This is a genomic window from Micromonospora sp. NPDC049374, assembly GCF_040677165.1.
Taxonomy (GTDB): Bacteria; Actinomycetota; Actinomycetes; order Mycobacteriales; family Micromonosporaceae; genus Micromonospora.
Window position 1 is genome coordinate 42,237 of the sequence record NZ_JBFAQH010000001.1, and the last position, 21,035, is coordinate 63,271.

The following is a 21,035-nucleotide window of genomic DNA, read 5'->3' on the forward strand; positions in this document are numbered from 1 at the left end:
CGGTCGCCGTCGTCAGGTGACGGCCGGCGGTGCCGGTTCGGTGTGCGACCAGCGATGCAATGCGTAGCGGCGGCCCTTGTCCTCGACGAAAACCGGTTCGTCGCCGGTCGGCCGGTAACCGCCGGACCGGGCCACGGCCATGCTGCCGGCGTTGTCCGGCTCGATCTCCAGGTAAACAGTCGGCAGGCCGATCACCCGGTGGGCGTACTCGGTCATCAGCCGAAGGGCGCGGCTGGCCAGGCGTTGACCGCGGTAGGCCGGGCCGATCGCGTAGCCGATGGTGCCGGTGGCCAGGTTGAGCATCACCTCGCCACGGGGCAGGTCATCGCCGTCGGTGACGGCGAGGTAGATCCGGGCACCGGCCTGTTCGGCGCGCCGAGCGGCGTTCAGGTACGCCTCGGCGGCGGCCAGGTCGAACGGGGTCGCCACCGGCAGACGGTACGCCATCTCGGCATCGTCGAAGAGGGTGACCAGTTGGTCGAGATCCTGCTCGGACCACTGGCGCAGGACCACCCCGTCATCTTCCAGGCGTACGTCCACGTCAGCTCGGCCCCCCGTCGTAGTGGCTGCCAAGTCTGCGATCTCCCGACACCACTGGGCAACCCCCGGGTGAGGCCACCGGTCGGTGGACGTCAGTCGGCCTGATCGGTGCCGGGGCGCGGCGGACACCGGACCCCGGCACCCGCTCGTCAGGAGCGCGAACAGGCGGTGCCGTTGAGGGTGAAGCTGGACGGGTTGGAGTAGGACCCGTTGAGCGTGCCCTGGTAGCCGAAGCTGGCCGTGCCGCCGGGTGAGATGGTGCCGTTGTGGCCGACGTTGCGGGCGGTCACCGACGAGCCGCTCTGGCTCACCGTGGCGTTCCACGAGTTGGTCACCTGCTGCCCGGACGGCAGCGAGTAGGCAAGCGTCCAGCCGTTGATCGTGCTGGAACCGGTGTTGGTGATCTGCACGTCGGCGGTGAAGCCGTTGTTCCACGAGTTGGCCGTGTACTTCACCGCACACGAGCCGCTCCCCGAGGGCGGGGGCGTGGTGGGCGGCGGGTTGCTCGGCGGCGGGTTGTTGCCGCCACCGTTGACCGCGGCCGAGAAGTTCGTCACGGCCAGCCCGACGCCGCCCTGCCAGGGCTCGAAACCGGCCTGGATGCTGGTCAGGTACCAGGAGTTGGTGATCGCGCCCCGGTTACGGGTGTCGTTGATGAACGCCAACAGGTTCAGGTTCGCGCTGCTGATGGCCGACGGGGCGAGGTACGAGATGACGTTGTTGGAGCCGTTGCTGCCCCGCCAGACCTCCCAGTTGCGCCCGTCGATGTTGGCGTTGCCGACCGGGGAACCGATGGGCTGGATCGAGCCCTGCCGGTTGAACCAGATCATGATCTCCATCTGGTTCACGCCGTCACGCTTGGGAGACGGGTCGAGCCAGATGTCGTACGAGGCGTTGTAGATGCCGTTGCTCACGTACCGGTAGTTGATGCTGCTTGTCGCACTGCTGATCTGACTGACCTGGATGGGCAGGTTGGTGCCGGGGGAGCAGTTGGTGTAGTGGCAGCCGAGGAAGACCGACGGGTACGCGGTCGGCGCGCCGTTGGTGGGGCTGCTGCCGTTCTGGGTGGTGATCTCGAAGCCGTTGTTGGTGACGTTGATGCACTGCTGGGCGGTGGTGCCCCAGCGGTTGTTCTGCACCACGTACCGGTTCTGAATGACGGTCGAGCCGTACTGCTCACAGATCTGGGTGTCGGCGGAGGCGGTGCCGCCGAGGGCCACGGCGACGATCGAGCCGGCGGCAACCAGCCCGACGGCCATGATGGCCCGCAAGGTACGTCTCATGATGCTCCTAGCGCTGCGGCGTCGCTTGGACGCCGGGACGGATGCGGACGGAGCGGTCGGAACGCGCCGTCGATAGTTTCGGGAGCGCTCCCATGCTCATCGTCACATTTACATCCTTGAAACAATGGGCGCAACTGGTGCGGGTGATTGGTGTCAATTGCGACGTGTGTCACGGACACCACGATCGGGCATCCGCCGACTCCGGGCGGCTGGTGACCGGCGCCGACGGGCGGATCCGGCGGTGCCGAGGGGTGTCGGAGGTGGGCCGGTTGCCTCTGGTGTGTGCCGATTGCGCCGAGTAGTCTCTTGCCTTCAACGCGTGCCGAACCCCTCCGGAGGCGTACACCCCCATGCGTGGCTCCCCCCTGCGCATCCTCGTCGTCGGCGCGGGCATCGCCGGGCTGGCCGTAGCCCGGGCGCTGCGCCTGGCGGGCTTTCGGCCGGACCTCACCGACAAGGCGCCGCCGCACGACCTTACCGACGCCGGCCTCTACCTCCCCGGCAACGCGGCCCGCGCGCTGCGCCGACTGGACCTCGACGACCCCGTCCGCCCGTACGGGAAGGTCATCCACCGGCAGCGGTTCCTCGAATCGACCGGTGCGCCGCTGTGCGAGGTCGACCTCGACGCACTCTGGGCCGGGGTCGGCGAGTGCCGTGCGCTGGCCCGCTCCGACCTGCACCGGGTGCTGCTCAGCGGTGCCGGCGGCGCGGTCCGGCACGGCGCGGAGGTACGCACCATCGACCTGCTGCCGTCCGCCGTCGGCGTCACCTTCGTCGACGGCACCCAGTCCGAGTACGACCTGGTGATCGGTGCGGACGGGCCGCGTTCCTCGATCCGGGCGCTGGCCGCGCTCGGCGGTCCACCCCGCCCCGCCGGGCAGGTGGTCTACCGCGGCGTCGTACGCGACGGCCCGCCGGTCGACGAGTGGACCGCCCTGCTCGGGCAGCGCTGCGGCTTCCTCGTGGTGCCGATCGGCGCCGGCCGGTTGCACTGCTACGCCGACGAGGCCGGCACCGACCTGCCAGCCGACCCGCTGACCCGGCTACGCGAACTGTTCGGCGAGTACGGCGGACCGGTGCCGGAGGTGCTCGACGCGCTCGACGGGGTCCACGCCACGACCACCGACGAGGTCGAACTCGGGCGCTGGTACCGGGGTCGGGTGGTGCTGGTCGGCGATGCCGCCCACGCCACCGCGCCGACCCTGTCCCAGGGGGCCGCGATGGCCCTGGAGGACGCGGTGGTGCTCGCCGAGTCGCTGCACGCCGCGGGCAGCGTCGAGGCGGCGCTCACCGCGTACGAGAGCCGCCGCCGGCCGCGTACCCGATGGGTGCAGGACCGGACCCGGGACCGCAACCGCACCCGCGACGTGCCGCCGGCGCTACGCGACCCGCTGCTGCGCGGACGCGGCGACCGCATCTTCGGGGAGCACTACCGGCTACTTCTCGGCCCGCTGTGATCCACCCCCGGCGACCCCACGCGGTGCTGTCACCTGCCGGGGACTATCCTCCTTGCGGATGACGGCCCGCCGAGTCAGCGCGTGCCGAGCGGGACAACCCAGAACCGGAGGCCACTCGTGACCACCGTCGCACCCAAGCCGGTCGTGACCCGGCCCTGGCCGGTCCGGGAGCCGGTCAAGGGGTCGGCCATCGCGCGGCTGCTGCGGACCACGGACGCGAAGCAGATCGGGATCATGTACATGGTCACCGCGTTCGTGTTCTTCATGATCGGTGGCCTGATGGCCCTGATCATGCGGGCCGAGCTGGCCCGGCCCGGGCTGCAGTTCCTGTCGCCTGAGCAGTACAACCAGCTGTTCACGATGCACGGCACGATCATGCTGCTGTTCTTCGCGACGCCCATCGTGTTCGCGTTCGGCAACTACGTCGTGCCCATCCAGATCGGTGCTCCCGACGTCTCCTTCCCGCGGCTGAACAGCTTCGCCTACTGGCTGTACCTGTTCGGCGGCACCATGGCCACCGCCGGCTTCCTCACCCCGGGTGGAGCGGCGGACTTCGGCTGGACCGCCTACACCCCGTTGAGCACCAGCGAGCACGCTCCGGGTGTCGGCGCCAACATGTGGGTGGTCGGTCTGGCCATCTCCGGTCTGGGCACCATCCTCGGTGCGGTCAACCTGATCACCACGATCCTGACCCTGCGCGCGCCGGGCATGACCATGTTCCGGATGCCGATCTTCACCTGGAACATGCTGGTCACCAGCCTCCTGGTGATCCTGGTCTTCCCGCTGCTGGCCGCCGCGCTGTTCGCGCTGGCCGCCGACCGGTTGCTCGGTGCGCACGTCTACAGCCCGGAGACCGGCGGGCCGATGCTGTGGCAGCACCTGTTCTGGTTCTTCGGTCACCCCGAGGTCTACATCATCGCGCTGCCGTTCTTCGGCATCATCAGCGAGATCATCCCGGTCTTCTCCCGCAAGCCGATCTTCGGCTACAAGGGCCTGGTCGCCGCCACCATCGCCATCGCCGGTCTGTCGATGAGCGTCTGGGCGCACCACATGTTCGCCACCGGTCAGGTGCTGCTGCCGTTCTTCAGCTTCCTGAGCTACCTGATCGCCGTGCCCACCGGCATGAAGTTCTTCAACTGGATCGGCACCATGTGGCGGGGGCAGATCAGCTTCGAGTCACCGATGCTGTTCTCCATCGGCTTCCTGGTCACCTTCCTCTTCGGTGGCCTGACCGGGGTGCTGCTGGCCGCCCCGCCGCTGGACTTCCACCTGCACGACTCGTACTTCGTGGTGGCGCACTTCCACTACGTGCTCTTCGGCACGATCGTCTTCGCGGTCTTCGCCGGCATCTACTTCTGGTTCCCGAAGATGTTCGGTCGGATGCTCGACGAGCGGCTCGGCAAGATTCACTTCTGGCTCACCATGATCGGTTTCCACACCACGTTCCTCATCCAGCACTGGTTGGGCAACGAGGGCATGCCGCGGCGGTACGCCGACTACCTGCCCGGTGACGGATTCACCACGCTGAACATGATCTCGACGATCGGCGCGTTCATCACCGGTATCTCGACGCTGCCGTTCCTCTACAACTGCTGGAAGTCGTACAAGGCCGGCCCGGTGGTCGAGGTCGACGACCCGTGGGGTCACGGCAACTCGCTCGAATGGGCGACCAGTTCGCCGCCGCCGCTGCGTAACTTCGACCGGATGCCGCGGATCCGCTCCGAGCGGCCGGCCTTCGACCACAAGTTCCCCGAGCTGGCTGCCGGACAGACCCTGGCCGGTCCGCCCGAGGGTGGTTCCAAGCCGCTGACCAGTGAATCCGACGGTGGTGCCAGCTACACCGAGGATGTCGCCAGCGACACCGACCGCCGCTGACCCACCGCGTCGCACGACGGGCGCCGATCCCCATGCCGGGGGTCGGCGCCCGCCCGGCTGTCGCGGCCGGTGTCAGGCCCGTGACCCCATCCGCACCGACACTGCACCAGTTGTCGCTCTCTGTGATGATCGACCCTCGGCGCAGGGTTCCACTCTGCGTGATGGTCTTGGCTGAGACCCCACCTGTCACCTTTCATCCTTTGCTCTGCTTCAACCCACGCAATAGCAGTTGAGCTGCTGGGATTCGGCGGCCCGACGAAGGCGTGTCGGCCGGTGCGACACGGTGCGTAATCCGTTGCGTGGGTTGAAGCAGAGCAAAGGGAGTGGATGGGGAAGGGCGGGGTGGCGTGGGTGGCTACGTAACGTAAGGGTCGAGGTTGGCGACGTGGCCCCAGCCGCAGTCGAGGTTGGCGACGTGGTCCCGGCCCCGGTGATCCGACTCGGGTGGGGGCGGGGTGGGAAGCGTAGGGGAATGGGAGCGCCTGGCGTCGGAGGGTGGGTCAGGAGGCGGCCGGGGTGAGGGCGGTCGCGGTGGGCTCGTCGCTTGCCTGGGTGGTGGCCGCGACGTCCGCGCGGCGGTGGCGAAGCTCGATCGGCAGCACCGCGAGGGCCACCAGGGCACCTATCGCGCCCGTGACCGCGAACCCCCACAGCGGGGCCGAGGCGTCGATGACCGCGCCGGCCAGCGGGGCACCGACGGCGATGCCGACGGTGACCGCCGAGCCGTGCAGGCCCATCGCCTCACCGCGGACGCCGGCCGGGGCGAGCCGGCTGACGGTGTCGGAGGTGGCCGCGATTGTCGGCGCGCAGAGCGCACCCGCCGGGATCAACGCCAGGCAGAGCAGCCACCAGTGGGAACCGCCCAGCCCGACGGGGATGGTGCAGAGGCTCAGCAGGCCCATCAGCGCCACCGGCGAGAACGAGCGGCGAACCGCGCCGTAGGCGAATCCTCCCAGCAGCGACGCCACCGCCCAGACGGAGAGCACCACGCCGGTGAAACCGACGTCGCCGTTCTCCCGCAGCACCGCGATGACCGCCACGTCGGTGCCACCGAGCACCAGGGTCGCCGCCGCGCTGACCGCGAACACGGCCACCAGCCGCGAGGTGAGCCACTGCCGTCGGGCGACGCGCGGCTGCGGCCCGGTCGACACCTCGGCGGCGCTGCGCACCGGCGGGTTGAGCAGCCACAGCACCACCCCGGAGACGACGATGCCGGCGCCGACGAGGTAGAGCGTGAGGCGGGCCGAGATGGTGGTGACACCCACCGTGGCCAGGGCAGGACCGATCATGAACGACAGCTCGACCGACATGGAGTCCAGCGCGTACGCCGGCCGACGCTTCTCCGCCGGTACCAGCGCGGCGATGGACTGCCGGATCACCGAGAAGATCGGCAGCGCCAGCAGGCCGGCCAGGAACGCGGCCGGCAGCAACAGGAAGTACGACAACATCGGTGCGGTCGACCAGAAGACGGCCTCGGCCACCGCGGTGAGAACCAGCACGGGCCGCAGACCGCGACGGTCCACCAGGCGGCCCAGCAGCGGACCGCCGACCGCCGCGCCGACGGTGATCGCGGCGCCGACCAGACCGGCCGCACCGTAGCCGCGGCCGAGGTCCTGCACGACGTAGAACGTCAGCGTGACGCCGGTGGCGGTCAGCGGGACCCGCGCCAGCACCGCGACGAGCAGCAGTGACCGCAGACCGGGCAGGGCGAGCGCCTCCCGGTAAGGCTTCATGTTCACGTCGGTCCGTACCTCCGCCGGACATCCTCGACCGGCGGAGCTACGCCTGCCAACGAATTAACGACTCATGCGGCTTTGATCACAGGGGCGCCGAATGTGGTGATCCCGGCCCCCTCGAAGGCGCGCAGCGCGACGTCGGTGGTGTCCGGCGCGACGGCCGCCGTCAGGTCCAGCAGCACGGTGGTGGCGAAACCCTCCCGGGCGGCATCCAGCGCGGTGGCCCGCACGCAGTGGTCGGTGGCGATCCCGACCACGTCCACCCGCTCCACGCCACGCTGCCGCAGCCAGTCGGCCAGACCCTCGCCGTCGTCGGCGTGCCCCTCGAACCCGGAGTACGCGGCGGCGTACTCGCCCTTGTGAAAGATCGCCTCGATCCGGTCGGTGGCCAGTTCCGGGTGGAACTCGGAGCCGGGGGTGCCAACCACGCAGTGCCGGGGCCAGGTGCTCACGTAGTCCGGCGACTCGGCGAAGTGCGTGCCCGGGTCGACGTGGTAGTCCTTCGTCGCCACGATGTGATCCCAGCGGTCCGGCTCGGCGGCCAGCAGCCGGGAGATCCCGGCCGCTACCCCCGCCCCGCCGGCAACGGCCAGCGAGCCGCCCTCGCAGAAGTCCTTCTGCACGTCCACGATGATCAGCGCGTTGCTCACCGACTCCACTCCTCTCACTCGGCGGGTACCACGGTGACCGGGATGGCCGGATCGCCCGCGGAGAGCTTGAGACCCTCCCACGGGATCGAGATCAGGCACTGCCGCAGGTGCTCCCGCGACTCGTCGAGCGTCGGCAGGGCCACCGGCTCGCCGTCCACGACGTACGAGCGTTGCAGCAGCCGGTCGTTGGGGCGGTGATCCGGCACTCCCTGCGGTACGACGATCTCCTCGATGGCCGTGCCGGTCGGCTTGTGCCGGCGGACGGCGACCTTGCGTCCGCCGATGGTGGCCTTCTGCTCGGACCGCTTGACCACCGGGCGGCCCTCGACCTCGACCAACTTGTAGACCAGCCCGGCCGTGGGTGCGCCGGAGCCGGTCACCACGGCGGTGCCGGCGCCGTACATGTCCACCGGCTCGGCGGCCAGCGCCGCGATGGCGTACTCGTCGAGGTCGCCCGAGACGATGATCTTTGTCTCGGTGGCGCCGAGCGAATCCAGCAGCTGCCGGGACTGCTGGGCGATCACGGCCAGGTCGCCGGAGTCGATGCGGACCGCCCGCAGCTCCGGCCCGGCCACCTCGATCGCGTTACGGATGCCCTGGCTGATGTCGTACGTGTCGACAAGCAGCGTGGTGTCCTTGCCCAGCGTGGCGACCTGTGAGGCGAACGCGGCCCGCTCGTCGTCGTGCAGCAGGGTGAAGGCGTGCGCGGCGGTGCCGGCGGTGGGTATGCCGTACCGCTGGCCAGCGGCCAGGTTGGAGGTGAACCGGAAGCCGGCCAGGTAGGCCGCCCGCGCCGCGGCGACCGCCGCCTCCTCGTGCGCCCGCCGCGACCCCATCTCGATAAGCGCCCGGCCACGGGCGGCGGTGACCATCCGCGCCGCGGCGGCAGCTACCGCGCAGTCGTGGTTGAGCACCGACAGCACCAGCGTCTCCAGCACCACGCACTCGGCGAAGCTGCCGGAGACGGTCAGGATCGGCGAGCCGGGGAAGAAGAGCTCCCCCTCGGCGTACCCGTCGATCTCGCCGGTGAACCGGTACCGGGACAGCCATTCGGCGCCCGGCTCGTCCACCACCCCGGTTCGACGCAGGAACTCGATGTCGGCCGGGTCGAAGCGGAACTCGCGGATCAGCTCGATCAGGCGTGCGGTGCCGGCGACCACGCCGTACCGACGGCCGGCGGGGAGCCGACGGCTGAACACCTCGAACACGCAGCGCCGGTCAGCCGTGCCGTCCCGCAGGGCGGCGCTGACCATGGTCAGCTCGTAGTGGTCGGTCAGCAGCGCGGGACGAAGGGTGTGCACCCCCTCAGACTAGGGTTCACAGTGCCGTCGTGCCGTCGTGCCCCGGGATCGTGCCGAGGGCCACCCTCAGCTCCGCCCGGCTGGTCACGCCGAGCTTGGTGTACACGCGCTGCAGGTGGTTCTCCACCGTGCGGGCGGAGAGAAAGAGCTGCTCGGCGATGGCGCGGCTGGTGCCGCCGACTGCCGCGAGCCGGGCCACCTGCCACTCCCGGTCGGTAAGCGTCGGGGTGGCCGCCTGTAGCGCCGGAGTGTGCACCATGTCACACCCGGCGAGCAGCGCGCCGAGCCGTTGCCGGGCGTGCCCGACCTCGGGCGCGCGGCGCTGCCGCAGCAGGTGCACGGCCTCCGCCGCGGCCTCGGCGGCCAGCAGGTCGAGCCCGCGCTCCGCGAAGTCGTCGGCCGCGCCGAGCAATCCCTCCGGCAGACCGTCGGCCGACGCCCGGGCATGCCGGGCCAGCAACGGCGGCAACTCCCCGTCGACCTGCTCGGACAGCTCGGTCAATCGCTGGGCGACGGTACGGCGGCCGCCGTCGGAACACCTCGGCCCGGTCTGCGCCCCGGCCTGACCCAGCCGCACCAGATCATGCAGCACCAGGGCCTCGTGACCGGCGAAGCCGTCAGCACGCAGCCGGTCCACCAGGCCGTGCAGCCGGCTCACCGCTGCGGACAGGTCACCACCGGCCGCCAGCGTCGCCACCCGGGCCTGTTCAAGCCACGGGTACAGCACACCCATGCTCGGCGAGTGGAGCCGATCGGCCTCGGCCATCGCCTCGGCGGCCTGTCGGGCGTCGCCACGCAGCGCGGCGGCCTGGGCCCGCTCCGACTGAGCCAGCCCCGCGTAGACCCGGCTGGTCGCCAGGACCGCACAGGCACTGAGCGCGGCCTGCAACGCGGTGTCGCTGCGTCCGCGCAGCCGCGCCGCGTACGCCCGCAGGATCGCCAGGTAGCCGGTGCCGAGCCGGAAGTCACCCGCGTCGGCGAGGTCGGCGAACTCGTCGGCGACCAGCGCGTCGATGCCGGCGAGATCGCCGGAGAGGGCCAGCCGGGTACCCCGGGCCAACTCCACCGCCAGTTGCAGGTACGGCATGTCGGCCCGCCAACTGGCCACCTTCGCCTGCACCAGGTCCACCGCGGTGGCGCTGCGGCACAGTTGCCCCTGCACGGCCTGAAGGTGTGCGATCGTGCAGCGGGCCAGCTCGCGGGCGGCGACACTGGCCGCCGGCCGGTCCAGCACGCTCTGTGCGAGCCGCAGCGCGGCCGGCGCGTCCAGCCGGTGCAACCGCATGATCGCCTCGAAGGCTCGGACCCGGGCCTGAGCGGCGGCGTCGGTCAGCTTCGTGCCCTCGGCGGCGATCTCCTCCACGGTGGACGACTGGCTCAGCCCCCAGTAGCTGACCATGCCGCGTACCGTCAGCCACCGGCTCAGCCGCTCCTCCTGACCGGCGTCGGTGGCGACGGCGTCGAGCACGCCGAGCGCCTCGGCGGGCCGGTCGGCGAACATCAGAATGGTCGCCAGCAGTTCGGCCGCGTCGAACCCACCACCGGCGTCGAGCGCTGCGCGGGCCAGCCGGGTCGCCAGGGGTACGTCGTACCGTGCGAACGCCTCACCGGCCGCGGCGATGAGCATCGCCGGGTCCTGTGCGGTGCCGGAGGCCAGGCGCCATCTCGCCACCCGCAGCAGATCCTCCCGCCGCCGCTTGCCGACCTTCTCCAGCAGGTCCGCCAGGTGCGCCTGCAAGCGGCGGGTGCGGCTGACCGGGCACTGCCGGCGTACCACCTCGCCGTAGAGCGGGTGGGCCAGGCGGACGTCGAGCCGCCGGTCAGACTCCACCATGGTGATGAGCCCGCGTTCCTCGGCGTACTCCACGTCGTGCTGTTCCACGGCCTGGTGCAGCAGCCGCAGGCCGAGCGGCTCGCCGAACGCGACCAACTCGACCACCGCCCGCACCCCGGGGGTGAGCTGGCCGATCCGGATGTCGATCAGCTCGGTCAGGCTGGGTGCCAGTTCCAGCCGGCCCGTCCAGGTCCAGACGCCGTACCTTTCGACGAGTTCACCGCTGTTGGTGGCCGCGTGCACCAGCTCGCGCAGCAGGAGCGGGTTGCCGGCACTGAGTCGACCCAGGCGGTCGGTGGAGCCGCTGTCGACCTGACCGCCGACGATGGCGGTGAGCATGGCGGCCGTCTCGTCCGACGTCATCGGGCCCAGCTCGGCCCGCTCCACCAGCCCGTCCGTCCACAGTGCCCGGATCGGCAGGGGGATCTGCTCCCCGTCGCGCAGGGTGCCGACCACCGAGGCGTTGTCGGCGCGGGCCACCAGGTGCACCAGCGCGGCCGACGGTGGATCGAGCAGGTGCGCGTCATCGACCGCGAGGACGATCCGTCGGCCGGCGGCCTGCTGCTGCAACACGTCGACGGCCCAGCGCAGGATGCCGGCCGGGGACAGGCCCTGCGGCTGCTCCGGAAGCACCTGGACCAGTCCGCCGAAGGCCATCGCGGAGGTGGTGGCGCTGGCCGCGATCCGCCAGACCGCGTACTTCTCACCGGGCAGCGTGTCGACACCCTCGTGCAACAGCCGGCTCTTGCCGATGCCGGCGCTGCCGGTGAAGAGGATTCCCCGACCACGTACGCCGGCCACCGCCATCCGGAGACGGTCGAGTTGCTCAGCCCGGCCCACGAAGCTCCACCGACTCATTCGCGCAGCATATCGACGGAACTGTGGCCCGCACGGCAGCGCGCGAGGGCGAACTTGAGTAGTTGTAGAGTTACCGCTGAGTATCGCAATTGTCCCGATCCCGACGCTCGCGCCTTTACTCTTCCGGAATCCGAGTGTCGACACCGGATGCTCACTGCGGCCGGGTCACCGGTCGCCCTGCCTCGGAGGCCGCCGCCTGATGAAGCCGGGCCCGCTCCACCATCTCGGCACGCCCGACGACGCGGCCGGGCCGCATGGTCGCCGGCCCTTTCCGGAGCGGCTCGGCGTGTCCAGCACCGATGCCCGTGAACCGGTCGCGGTGGTCGCGGCCGGTCCCGCCGCCGCCGGCCGCACCGGTGTGCTCGCCACGCTGCTGGAACTCGACTCCGGACTCCTCGCCGTCCCGGGCGGTAGCTGGCTGGTGGTACGGCACAGCGCCGAACCCACCCGGGCCGCCTATGTGCCCGGCTACCGTACGCCGCACTCGTACCGGCCCGACCTGCCGGCTGCCGGACCGGCGCTGGCCAGGCCGCCACGCCGGGTCGAGCTGAGCCTGCCCCAGCCGTTGATGAGACGCTTCGTGCTTGTCGACACGCCGGACATCGCCACGCTGGGTCCGGCCGGGTGTGGTGTCCTGCTCGACGCGGTGGGCCGGGCCGGCGCACTCCTGTTCGTGATCGCGGCGGACCAGTCGTTCGGCGCCGCCGAGCTGAATCTGCTGTCCGACCTCGCCGGGACACCGGTCCGGGTCTTCTTCGCGGTCACGCCGGGCGCCGACGGCTGGGCGGCCGGCGAGGGCACGGCGGCGGTGCGGTGGTCGGGGGAGTCCGGCGGCTCGGCGGTCGATCCGGTCACGGTCACCGTCGAGGCACACCGGGCAGCGCTGCTCGCCGCCGTGCCCGGGCTGGCCGATGCCCGCTGGTTCCCCATGGTCACCGGTGGCGAGGCCGACCTGCGACGGGCCCTGGTGGACTGGGCCTCCGACGAGGAACTGCGGCGGGGCAGCCTGGAGCCGCCCGAGTTGCCGGGTGAGCGCGGCCGGGTGCCGGTGCTTACCGAACCGGGCGAATGGTCGGAACAGCTCGACCGGCAGGCCCGCACCGCCGCCCGGCGGATCCGCCAGCATCTCGCCCTGGAGCTGGCAAACATGCACATGCGCCTGGTGCAGGAGATCGTCTTCGGCGTCGGCTGCGCCGGCCTGCCCCAACTGCTCGACCGGGAGATGGCGGCGCTGTCGCTGCTGGCCACCGCCCAGTGCGACCACCATGCCGGCGAACTCGTCGAGGACGCCGCCGGTCGGCTCTTCGGTGCGCCGTTGCCCCAGGGGATCCGCCGGCGCATCGACACAGCGCTCCGCTGGAGCCTGGTCGACGATCCCACCGGGCAGGAGTTGGAGCGGGCGTTCCTCGTCACCAGTACGGCGGGCGTGGCGTCGCTGACCGGTGCGGCGGCGATCGACATGCTGTCCGCCTACCCCGCACCGCCCCGTACGGCGGTGCTCCCGCCGGTGGCCGTGGCGTTGTCGGGAGGCTGCTGGCAGCACTGGCGTTCGCCCGGCAACAACGACCCGAGCGCGGCACGGGCCTGGGCGCAGCGGGCGTTGCGGGAGATCGAGTTGGAGTTGTCGCGAGAGGTCGCCCGCCGGTTCGAGGCGGTCCGTCTCTCGCTCGGCACGGTGCTGTCCGATGCTGCCGAACACGGCATCCTGCTCGCCTGACCGGGCTGCCGCTCACCCTGCTGGCGGTGCCGGTGGGGGATCTGCGCACGTCCGGGACGGGACCGGCCGAGGCGCGGGAGCGGCCGTGGCTGGTGATCCGGGCTGGTCCGGCGTTCCGGTTCCTCGATTCCCCGGATCCGGTGGCACGATGGGGGGCATGGCGGCTCCGCAGGTTGCACCGGTCGAGACCCCGGACACCGATGAGGTGCCGGCAGCTGACCGGCCGTGGGTGACGATCGTGTGGGACGACCCGGTCAACCTGATGACCTACGTGACCTGGGTGTTCCAGAAGCTTTTCGGGTACAGCCGGGAGAAGGCCGAGCAGCTGATGCTGGACGTGCACCACAAGGGCAAGGCGGTGGTCTCCAGCGGGGCCCGCGAACGCATGGAGCACGACGCCTCGCAGCTGCACGCGTACGGTCTCTGGGCGACGGTGGACCGGTCGTGAGCATGTTCCGCCGCCGCGCCGACCGTTACGTCGCCACCTTCGCGGTGGACGAGGTGCGAGTGCTCCGTAAGGTCGCCTCCGAGGTGGTCGGCCTGCTCACCGACGGTTTCGACCATTCCGACCCGGTTGTCTGCCGGCTCTTCCCGGAGGCCTACCCGGAGGACGCGGCGGGCACTGCGGAGTTCCGCCGGTACACCGAAGGTGACCTGAAGACCGCCAAGATCGACCAGGCCGGCGCGATCCTGGCCGCCCTGCCCGGCGACAGCGGCGGGGAGGTGCGCCTGGACGCCGAGGCGGCCGAGGCGTGGTTGCGCGCGCTCAACGACGCCCGGTTGGCGATGGGCGTACGGCTGGAGATCAAGGACGGGACGGACCTGGGCGCGGAACTCGACGACGCGGTCGCCGACGATCCGAGTTCCAGCCGGGTGTTCCAGCTTTCGGTCTACGCATATCTCGGCTATCTCCAGGAGTCCCTGCTCAACGCCTTGATCGACTGACTGTGACCGGCACCGCCTCGCGGTTGACCGCAGTCGGGGCTACCCTTGGCGACGTGCTGAGCATCGACCGGTCGATCGTCGACGCGATCGTCGCCCACGCCCGTCGGGATCACCCCGACGAGGCCTGCGGCGTGGTCGCCGGTCCCGTCGGCAGTGACACGCCGACCCGGCACATCCCGATGGAGAACGCCGCCCGTTCGATGACCTTCTACGAGTTCGACTCGATGGAGCACCTGCGGGTGTGGCGCGAGATGGACGACCGGGACGAGGAACCGGTGGTGATCTACCACTCGCACACCGCCACCGAGGCGTACCCGTCACGGACGGACATCTCCTTCGCCGGCGAGCCCGGCGCGCACTATCTGCTCGTCTCCACGCGCGAGCCCGACACGGAGGAGATCCGCTCCTTCCGCATCGTGGACGGCGTGGTGACCGAAGAGCCGGTGCGGATCCTCGACGCCGGGGTGGATCCGCACGCCGTGCAGTCATACATGTTCGGGCAGAGCCCGGCGACGGTCGACTACGAGTGTTCGGGCCGCTGATCACCCTCAGCCCCCCGCACGCCCTTTCCCGTCACCGAGCATCCACCCGATCGAGGAGTACGACACCATGGCCATCGAGGTTCGCATCCCCACCATCCTGCGCAGCTACACCGGCGGCGCGAAGGTCGTCGAGGGCGGCGGCGACACGCTTGACGACCTGCTCACCGACCTGGACTCCCGGCACTCCGGGCTGCGTGGCCGGCTGGTCACCGAGGCCGGCGCGCTGCACCGCTTCGTCAACGTCTACGTCAACGACGAGGACGTCCGCTTCCTCGGCGCGCTTGACGCCAAGCTCAACGACGGCGACAGCGTGACCATCCTGCCCGCGGTGGCCGGTGGTGCGTTCGGCTTCGCCGCGGCGGCGGCGATGGCGCAGCACGTCGCGGCCGCGCCGGCCCAGGGCCGGGCGCGCGTCACCGCGAGCTGAGGCGGCCCGCGATGACGCGGTACGACAGCCTGTTGGACGCCTGCGGCGGGACGCCGCTGGTGGGGCTGCCCCGACTGTCGCCGACGGTGCCCGAGGGCGCACCGCCGGTGCGGCTGTGGGCGAAGCTTGAGGACCGCAACCCCACCGGCAGTGTCAAGGACCGGGCCGCTCTGTTCATGGTCCGGGCCGCGGAGGCCGCCGGCCGACTCCGACCCGGCGACACCATCCTGGAGCCGACCAGCGGCAACACCGGCATCTCGCTGGCCATGGTGGCCAAGTTGCGGGGGTACCGCCTGGTCTGCGTGATGCCCGAGAACGTCTCCACCGAGCGGGTGCAGCTGCTGCGGATGTACGGCGCGGAGATCATCTTCTCGCCGGCTGCGGGCGGCTCCAACCAGGCGGTGGCCACGGCCAAGCAGATCGCCACCGAGCACCCCGACTGGGTGATGCTCTTCCAGTACGGCAACGAGGCGAATGCCCGGGCGCACTACGAGACGACCGGGCCCGAGCTGCTGCACGACCTGCCGACCATCACCCACTTCGTGGCCGGGCTCGGCACCACCGGCACCCTGATGGGCACCGGGCGTTACCTGCGCGAGAAGGTCGAGGGCATCCAGATCGTCGCCGCCGAGCCGCGCTACGGCGAGCTGGTCTACGGGCTACGCAACATCGACGAGGGATACGTACCGGAGCTCTACGACGCGACCGTGCTGAACCGTCGCTTCTCCGTCGGCACCCGGGACGCGGTGCTGCGTACCCGACAGCTGGTGGAGGTCGAGGGGTTGTTCGTCGGCTTCTCCACCGGCGCGGTCCTGCACGCGGCGCTTGCCGTGGCGCACGAGGCGGCGCGGGCCGGCCGTCGGGCCGACGTGGCGTTCGTGGTCAGTGACGGCGGCTGGAAATATCTGAGCACCGGGGCGTACGGCGGGACGCTCGCCGACGCGGAGGAGGCGCTGGACGGTCAGCTCTGGGCCTGACCTGCGGCGCGACCGACATGTGACGAGGGCCACCGGCACGACGCCGGTGGCCCTCGTCGCGTCGGTCGGCCCGAGTCGACCACTTCGGTGACGGGTGGTCGATCGGACGGGCGAAACCGGTGTCACGTTGATGACAACTTCCAGCAGATCATTCTTGCCCTTGCACGCGCGGGCGTAGGCTGCGCAGCGTGGCGTACGCGTCGGTAGTGATCACCGCCGGAGCGGCGGCCGGCACGTTCACTACCTACCGTGACAGCGAGACAACTCGATGCGACTGACCGTCCTGGGCTGTGCGGGCAGCTTCCCCGGACCCGAGTCCCCCTGCTCGGCTTATCTGGTCGAGGCCGAGGACTTCCGGCTCCTGGTCGACTTCGGCTCGGGCTCACTGTCCACCCTGCAACGCTATGCCGGGCTGCACGCCCCGGACGCCATCCTCCTGACCCACCTGCACTGCGACCACATCCTCGACGCCGCGACATACGTGGTGGTGCGGCGATACGCCCCGGACGGGCCGTACCCGCCGTTGCCGGTCTACGCGCCGGCCGGTGCCCCGGACCGGTTGTCCACCGCGTACGGGCAGGAGGACAGCACCGTCGAGGACGTCTACCAGTTCTACGCGCTGCAACCCGGCACCTTTCCGATCGGCCCGTTCACCGTCACCGTCGACCGGGTGCTGCACCCGGTGGAGACCTACGGCGTACGTCTTGAACACGGCGGCCGGGTGCTCTGCTACTCCTCGGACACCGCCCCCTGCGAGGCGTTGCTGCGCCTGGCCCAGAACGCCGACGTCTTCCTCTGCGAGGCCAGCTATCTCGACGGCGTCGACAACCCACCGGATCTGCACCTCACCGGCGGTGAGGCGGGCGAGGCGGCAGCCAAGGCCAACGTCGGGCGGCTGCTGCTGACCCATCTGGTCCCCGCCTGGGGTAGCGAGGCGCTCACGGTCGCCGCCGCCTCCGCCGCGTACGCCGGCCCGCTGGAAGTGGTCCGTCCCGGCGCGAGCTACGAGGTCTGACCCGCGCGGGTTCGTGCCGCACTGTTCGCCGGGCGGTCAATTGGACGTCTCCTGGACCTTCGCTGCCACCACCACGGTGAAGGCATGCGGATCGCCATCGTGACCGAGTCGTTCCCGCCCGACGTCAACGGAGTCGCCCACTCGGTCGTGCGGGCCGCCGAGCACCTCGTCACCCGCGGCCACGAGCCGTTGGTGATCGCACCCGCCCCACCGGGGATGCTGCGTCGCGACACCGACCGGTACCCGTACCCGGTGGTCCGTATCCCGAGCGTGCCGTTGCCGCGCTACCACGGCTTCCGGCTCGGCGTACCGACGAACAACCGGCTGGCCGGGGTGCTGCTGGAGCACTCGCCCGACGTGGTCCACCTGGCCAGTCCGTTCATCCTCGGTGCCCGGGCGGCCGTGCTGGCGGGCCGGCACGGGCTGCCCACCGTCGCCGTCTACCAGACGGACGTAGCCGCCTACGCCCGGGCGTACCGGGTCGGTTGGGGCGAGGCGGCGGCCTGGCGACGACTGCGGGAGATCCACAACTCGGCCCGCCGCACCCTCGCCCCCTCCACCAGGGCCGCCGAGGACCTCGCCGCGCACGGCGTGCAGCGGATCTGGCTGTGGCGCCGAGGCGTCGACGCCGAGCGCTTCCACCCGGACAAGCGCTGCCCGAGCCTGCGCCGGGCCTTCGCGCCCGGCGGTGAGACCCTGGTCGGCTACGTCGGGCGGCTCGCCCCGGAGAAGCGGGTCGACCTGCTCGCCGCCACCGCCCGCCTGCCCGGTGTCCGGGTCGTGGTCGCCGGTGACGGCCCGGCCCGCCGCCAGCTCGAACGGGACCTGCCCGGTGTGCGCTTCCTCGGCGTCCAGCACGGCGAGGCCCTGGCCCGCCTCTACGCCAGCCTCGACCTGTTCGTGCACACCGGCCCGCACGAGACCTTCGGCCAGACCGTCCAGGAGGCGCTGGCCAGCGGGGTGCCGGTGGTCGCGCCGGCCAGCGGTGGGCCGGTCGATCTGGTCACCCCCGGGCAGACCGGCGTGCTGGTGCCACCCGAGGACGGCACGGCGATCGCCGAGGCGGTGGCCGGGTTGGTCGCCGACGAGACGCGCCGGCAGGCGTACGGCCTGGCCGCGCGTGCCGCGGTGCACGGACGCAGCTGGGCGGCGGTCGGCGACGAACTCGTCGGGCACTACCGGGCCGCCTGCGCCAGCACGCCCGCCATCGACCTGCCGGCGGCGTCGTGACCGGCACCCACCCGGGCCGCACCAGGACCACCGGCGTCACGCCCGCGACCGAGGTCGCGGGCACATCCACCGGCACACTGCGGATCGTCAGGCTGGCCAGCTTCGTCACCGGAACCTCCGGCGGGCTGCGCACCGCGTTGCAACACCTGGGCGAGGGCTACCGGGCGGCCGGACACGAACCGGTGCTCGTGGTGCCCGGCCGTCGCGACGACGACCAACGACACCCGTGGGGCCGGGTCGTCACGCTGGCCGGCCCATCGCTGCCGCACAGCGGCGGCTACCGGTTGCTCACCGCCCGACGCCGGCTCGCGCGGCTGCTGACCACGCTCGCACCCGACCGGCTGGAGGTGTCCGACCGCTCGACCCTGCGCTGGACCGGCGACTGGGCTCGGGCGACCGGGGTGCCGTCCGTGATGGTCTCGCACGAGTCCCTCACCGGCCTGCTGGGTGCCTGGGGCGTACCCGCCACGCTGGGGCGGCGGCTCGCCGACCGGCTGAACGCCGACACGGCCCGCCGTTACGACCGGATCGTCTGCACCACCCGGTGGGCGGCCGAGGAGTTCGCCCGCATCGGTGTGCCCCACGTCGACCTGGTACCGCTCGGCGTCGACCTGGACACCTTCCATCCCGGCCGCGCCGACCCGGCGGTCCGGGAACGGTACGCGGGCCCGGCCGAGGTGCTGCTGGTGCACTGCGCGCGGCTGTCCGTGGAGAAACGGCCCGAGCTGGCCGTCGACGCGTTGGCGCAACTGCGGCAGGCCGGTGTGCCGGCGGTGCTGGTGATGGTCGGCGACGGCCCGCGCCGCGCCGCACTGCGGCGGCGAGCGGCCGACCTGCCGGTCACCTTCACCGGCTTCCTGCCCGACCGTCGTGCCCTTGCGGCGGTACTGGCCAGCGCCGACGTGGTCCTGGCCCCCGGCCCGGTGGAGACCTTCGGTCTGGCCGGGCTGGAGGCACTGGCCTGCGGTACCCCGGTCGTGGTCAACGCGGCCAGCGCGTTGCCCGAGGTGATCGGCTCGGGTGGGCTCGCCGCCGACGGCACCCCGGCGGCGTTCGCCGAAGCCGTCCGTCAGCTTCTCGAGCGCCCGGAGGCCCGGCGGCGGGCCGCCGCCCGGGATCGGGCGGCGCAGTTCGGCTGGCCGGCGGCGGTCGCCGGGTTCCTCCGCGCGCACGACACCGACCGCTGACTCGGCCGGTCACGGCCTCGACGCCGGAAGACTCACCGCGTCGATCCCGATGGCGGACACCCGGGGAGGGTTCGATCAGCGCACCACATAGGGTGCAGGCATGGCGCGACCTGACGGGCGGCGACCCGACCAACTTCGACCGGTGACTTTGACCCGCGGTTGGAGCACCCATCCCGAGGGGTCGGTGCTTGTGGAGTTCGGCGGCACCCGGGTGCTCTGCACCGCGAGCGTCACCGAGGGGGTGCCGCGCTGGCGCCGTGGTTCCGGGCTGGGCTGGGTCACCGCGGAGTACGCGATGCTGCCGCGGGCCACCAACACCCGGTCGGACCGGGAGAGCGTCAAGGGCCGGGTCGGTGGGCGTACCCATGAGATCTCCCGGCTGATCGGCCGGAGCCTGCGCGCCGCGATCGACCTCAAGGCGCTCGGCGAGAACTCGATCGTGCTCGACTGCGACGTCCTGCAGGCCGACGGCGGCACCCGGACCGCCGCGATCACCGGTGCCTACGTGGCGCTGCACGACGCGGTGAACTGGCTCGCCGCCCGCAAGGCCCTGACCGGGAAGCCGGAGAAGGTGATGCACCGTTCGGTGGCGGCGGTCAGTGTCGGTGTGGTTGACGGCGAGCCGCGCCTGGACCTGTGCTACGACGAGGACGTGGCCGCCGAGGTCGACATGAATGTGGTCTGCACCGGCACCGGCGACTTCGTCGAGGTGCAGGGCACCGGCGAGGCCGGCGTCTTCGCCCGCGAACAGCTCGACGCCCTGCTCGACCTGGCCGTGGTCGGCTGCCTGGACCTGGCCGAAGCCCAGCGGAAGGCTCTACTCCCATGAACAAGGTGCTGCTCGCCACCCGCAACCGCAAGAAGCTGATCGAGTTGCAGCGCATCCTGGACGGGGCGCTTGGCGTGCACCGGGTGGCCCTGATCGGGCTGGACGACATCGAGGCGTACCCGGAGCTGCCCGAGACCGGGCTGACCTTCGGCGAGAACGCGCTGATCAAGGCCCGGGAGGGCTGCCGGCGTACCGGGCTGCCGACGATCGCCGACGACTCCGGGCTGGCCGTCGACGCGCTCAACGGGATGCCGGGGGTCTTCAGCGCCCGCTGGGCCGGGCGGCACGGTGACGACCAGGCCAACCTCCAACTGGTCCTCGACCAGATCGGCGACGTGCCGGACGAGCACCGGGGCGCCTCCTTCGTCTGCACCGTCGCGCTGGTGCTGCCCGGAGGCAAGGAACACCTGGTTGACGGCCGGCAGGCGGGTCGCCTGCTGCGTGCCCCGCGCGGCGACGGCGGTTTCGGCTACGACCCGATCTTCCTCGGCGACGGCCAGGACCGCACCAACGCCGAGCTGACCCCGCCGGAGAAGGACGCGATCAGCCACCGCGGCAAGGCGCTGCGCGAACTGGCCGCCCTGGTCGCCAAGGTGCTCCCGCCGGTCGCCTGACCAGCGCGCCGCCTGACC

The 21,035-nt window shown here is 71.4% G+C and carries 19 protein-coding genes; 13 read left to right on the forward strand and 6 right to left on the reverse strand.

The window, feature by feature from the left end:
• Nucleotides 1-12 precede the first annotated feature (12 nt).
• Both AB0J93_RS00210 and AB0J93_RS00215 read right to left on the reverse strand, forming a co-directional pair.
• Nucleotides 13-540 (reverse strand): GNAT family protein, encoded by a 528-nt coding sequence (locus AB0J93_RS00210; protein WP_363916589.1) that lies wholly within the window; start codon nucleotides 538-540, stop codon nucleotides 13-15.
• Between the two features lie 149 nt (nucleotides 541-689).
• On the reverse strand, nucleotides 690-1,823 hold the full coding sequence (locus AB0J93_RS00215) for a cellulose binding domain-containing protein (RefSeq protein ID WP_363916591.1): 1,134 nt from the start codon (nucleotides 1,821-1,823) through the stop codon (nucleotides 690-692).
• Between the two features lie 350 nt (nucleotides 1,824-2,173).
• Between AB0J93_RS00215 and AB0J93_RS00220 the strand changes: the two genes are divergently transcribed.
• Together AB0J93_RS00220 and ctaD are read left to right on the forward strand one after the other, a co-directional pair.
• Nucleotides 2,174-3,280 (forward strand): FAD-dependent monooxygenase, encoded by a 1,107-nt coding sequence (locus tag AB0J93_RS00220; protein WP_363916593.1) that lies wholly within the window; start codon nucleotides 2,174-2,176, stop codon nucleotides 3,278-3,280.
• A 117-nt stretch (nucleotides 3,281-3,397) separates the two neighbouring features.
• A complete protein-coding gene (ctaD, locus tag AB0J93_RS00225) occupies nucleotides 3,398-5,155 on the forward strand; it encodes a cytochrome c oxidase subunit I (protein ID WP_363916595.1) in 1,758 nt (585 codons plus the stop codon).
• A 500-nt stretch (nucleotides 5,156-5,655) separates the two neighbouring features.
• On the opposite strand, the gene AB0J93_RS00230 is transcribed toward ctaD, so the two are convergent.
• The 4 genes from AB0J93_RS00230 to AB0J93_RS00245 all read right to left on the reverse strand — a co-directional run bounded on the left by AB0J93_RS00230 (nucleotide 5,656) and on the right by AB0J93_RS00245 (nucleotide 11,534).
• Nucleotides 5,656-6,888 carry an MFS transporter gene (locus AB0J93_RS00230; RefSeq protein ID WP_363917633.1) on the reverse strand — a complete coding sequence of 411 codons (1,233 nt, stop codon included), beginning with the start codon at nucleotides 6,886-6,888 and terminating at the stop codon, nucleotides 5,656-5,658.
• Between the two features lie 71 nt (nucleotides 6,889-6,959).
• Nucleotides 6,960-7,541 carry an isochorismatase family protein gene (locus AB0J93_RS00235; RefSeq protein ID WP_363916597.1) on the reverse strand — a complete coding sequence of 194 codons (582 nt, stop codon included), beginning with the start codon at nucleotides 7,539-7,541 and terminating at the stop codon, nucleotides 6,960-6,962.
• Nucleotides 7,542-7,555: 14 nt separating this feature from the next.
• Nucleotides 7,556-8,842, reverse strand: a complete 1,287-nt coding sequence (locus AB0J93_RS00240) for a nicotinate phosphoribosyltransferase (RefSeq protein WP_363916600.1) — start codon at nucleotides 8,840-8,842, stop codon at nucleotides 7,556-7,558.
• A gap of 16 nt (nucleotides 8,843-8,858) precedes the next feature.
• On the reverse strand, nucleotides 8,859-11,534 hold the full coding sequence (locus tag AB0J93_RS00245) for a LuxR C-terminal-related transcriptional regulator (protein WP_363916602.1): 2,676 nt from the start codon (nucleotides 11,532-11,534) through the stop codon (nucleotides 8,859-8,861).
• 286 nt (nucleotides 11,535-11,820) lie between these two features.
• Between AB0J93_RS00245 and AB0J93_RS00250 the strand changes: the two genes are divergently transcribed.
• The 11 genes from AB0J93_RS00250 to rdgB all read left to right on the forward strand — a co-directional run bounded on the left by AB0J93_RS00250 (nucleotide 11,821) and on the right by rdgB (nucleotide 21,017).
• Complete coding sequence (locus AB0J93_RS00250) at nucleotides 11,821-13,251, forward strand: hypothetical protein (protein WP_363916604.1); 1,431 nt, start codon at nucleotides 11,821-11,823, stop codon at nucleotides 13,249-13,251.
• 157 nt (nucleotides 13,252-13,408) lie between these two features.
• Nucleotides 13,409-13,699, forward strand: a complete 291-nt coding sequence (gene clpS / locus AB0J93_RS00255; RefSeq protein ID WP_093401920.1) for an ATP-dependent Clp protease adapter ClpS — start codon at nucleotides 13,409-13,411, stop codon at nucleotides 13,697-13,699.
• Between the two features lie 2 nt (nucleotides 13,700-13,701).
• Nucleotides 13,702-14,196 (forward strand): DUF2017 domain-containing protein, encoded by a 495-nt coding sequence (locus tag AB0J93_RS00260; protein WP_363917635.1) that lies wholly within the window; start codon nucleotides 13,702-13,704, stop codon nucleotides 14,194-14,196.
• Nucleotides 14,197-14,249: 53 nt separating this feature from the next.
• The gene (locus tag AB0J93_RS00265; RefSeq protein ID WP_093401918.1) at nucleotides 14,250-14,738 is read left to right on the forward strand and encodes a M67 family metallopeptidase; all 489 of its coding nucleotides are present in this window, start codon (nucleotides 14,250-14,252) and stop codon (nucleotides 14,736-14,738) included.
• Between the two features lie 67 nt (nucleotides 14,739-14,805).
• Nucleotides 14,806-15,165, forward strand: a complete 360-nt coding sequence (locus AB0J93_RS00270) for a MoaD family protein (protein ID WP_363916606.1) — start codon at nucleotides 14,806-14,808, stop codon at nucleotides 15,163-15,165.
• 11 nt (nucleotides 15,166-15,176) lie between these two features.
• Entirely contained in the window at nucleotides 15,177-16,142 is a 966-nt protein-coding gene (locus AB0J93_RS00275) for a pyridoxal-phosphate dependent enzyme (RefSeq protein ID WP_363916608.1), read from the forward strand.
• A 268-nt stretch (nucleotides 16,143-16,410) separates the two neighbouring features.
• The gene (locus AB0J93_RS00280) at nucleotides 16,411-17,157 is read left to right on the forward strand and encodes an MBL fold metallo-hydrolase (protein WP_363916610.1); all 747 of its coding nucleotides are present in this window, start codon (nucleotides 16,411-16,413) and stop codon (nucleotides 17,155-17,157) included.
• A gap of 84 nt (nucleotides 17,158-17,241) precedes the next feature.
• Entirely contained in the window at nucleotides 17,242-18,387 is a 1,146-nt protein-coding gene (locus AB0J93_RS00285) for a glycosyltransferase family 1 protein (RefSeq protein WP_363916612.1), read from the forward strand.
• Between the two features lie 77 nt (nucleotides 18,388-18,464).
• Nucleotides 18,465-19,574, forward strand: a complete 1,110-nt coding sequence (locus AB0J93_RS00290) for a glycosyltransferase (RefSeq protein ID WP_363917637.1) — start codon at nucleotides 18,465-18,467, stop codon at nucleotides 19,572-19,574.
• A gap of 100 nt (nucleotides 19,575-19,674) precedes the next feature.
• Complete coding sequence (rph, locus tag AB0J93_RS00295; protein ID WP_363916614.1) at nucleotides 19,675-20,403, forward strand: ribonuclease PH; 729 nt, start codon at nucleotides 19,675-19,677, stop codon at nucleotides 20,401-20,403.
• The gene (gene rdgB / locus AB0J93_RS00300; protein ID WP_363916616.1) at nucleotides 20,400-21,017 is read left to right on the forward strand and encodes an RdgB/HAM1 family non-canonical purine NTP pyrophosphatase; all 618 of its coding nucleotides are present in this window, start codon (nucleotides 20,400-20,402) and stop codon (nucleotides 21,015-21,017) included. The genes rph and rdgB overlap by 4 nt, the downstream gene beginning before the upstream one ends.
• Nucleotides 21,018-21,035: the final 18 nt, after the last annotated feature.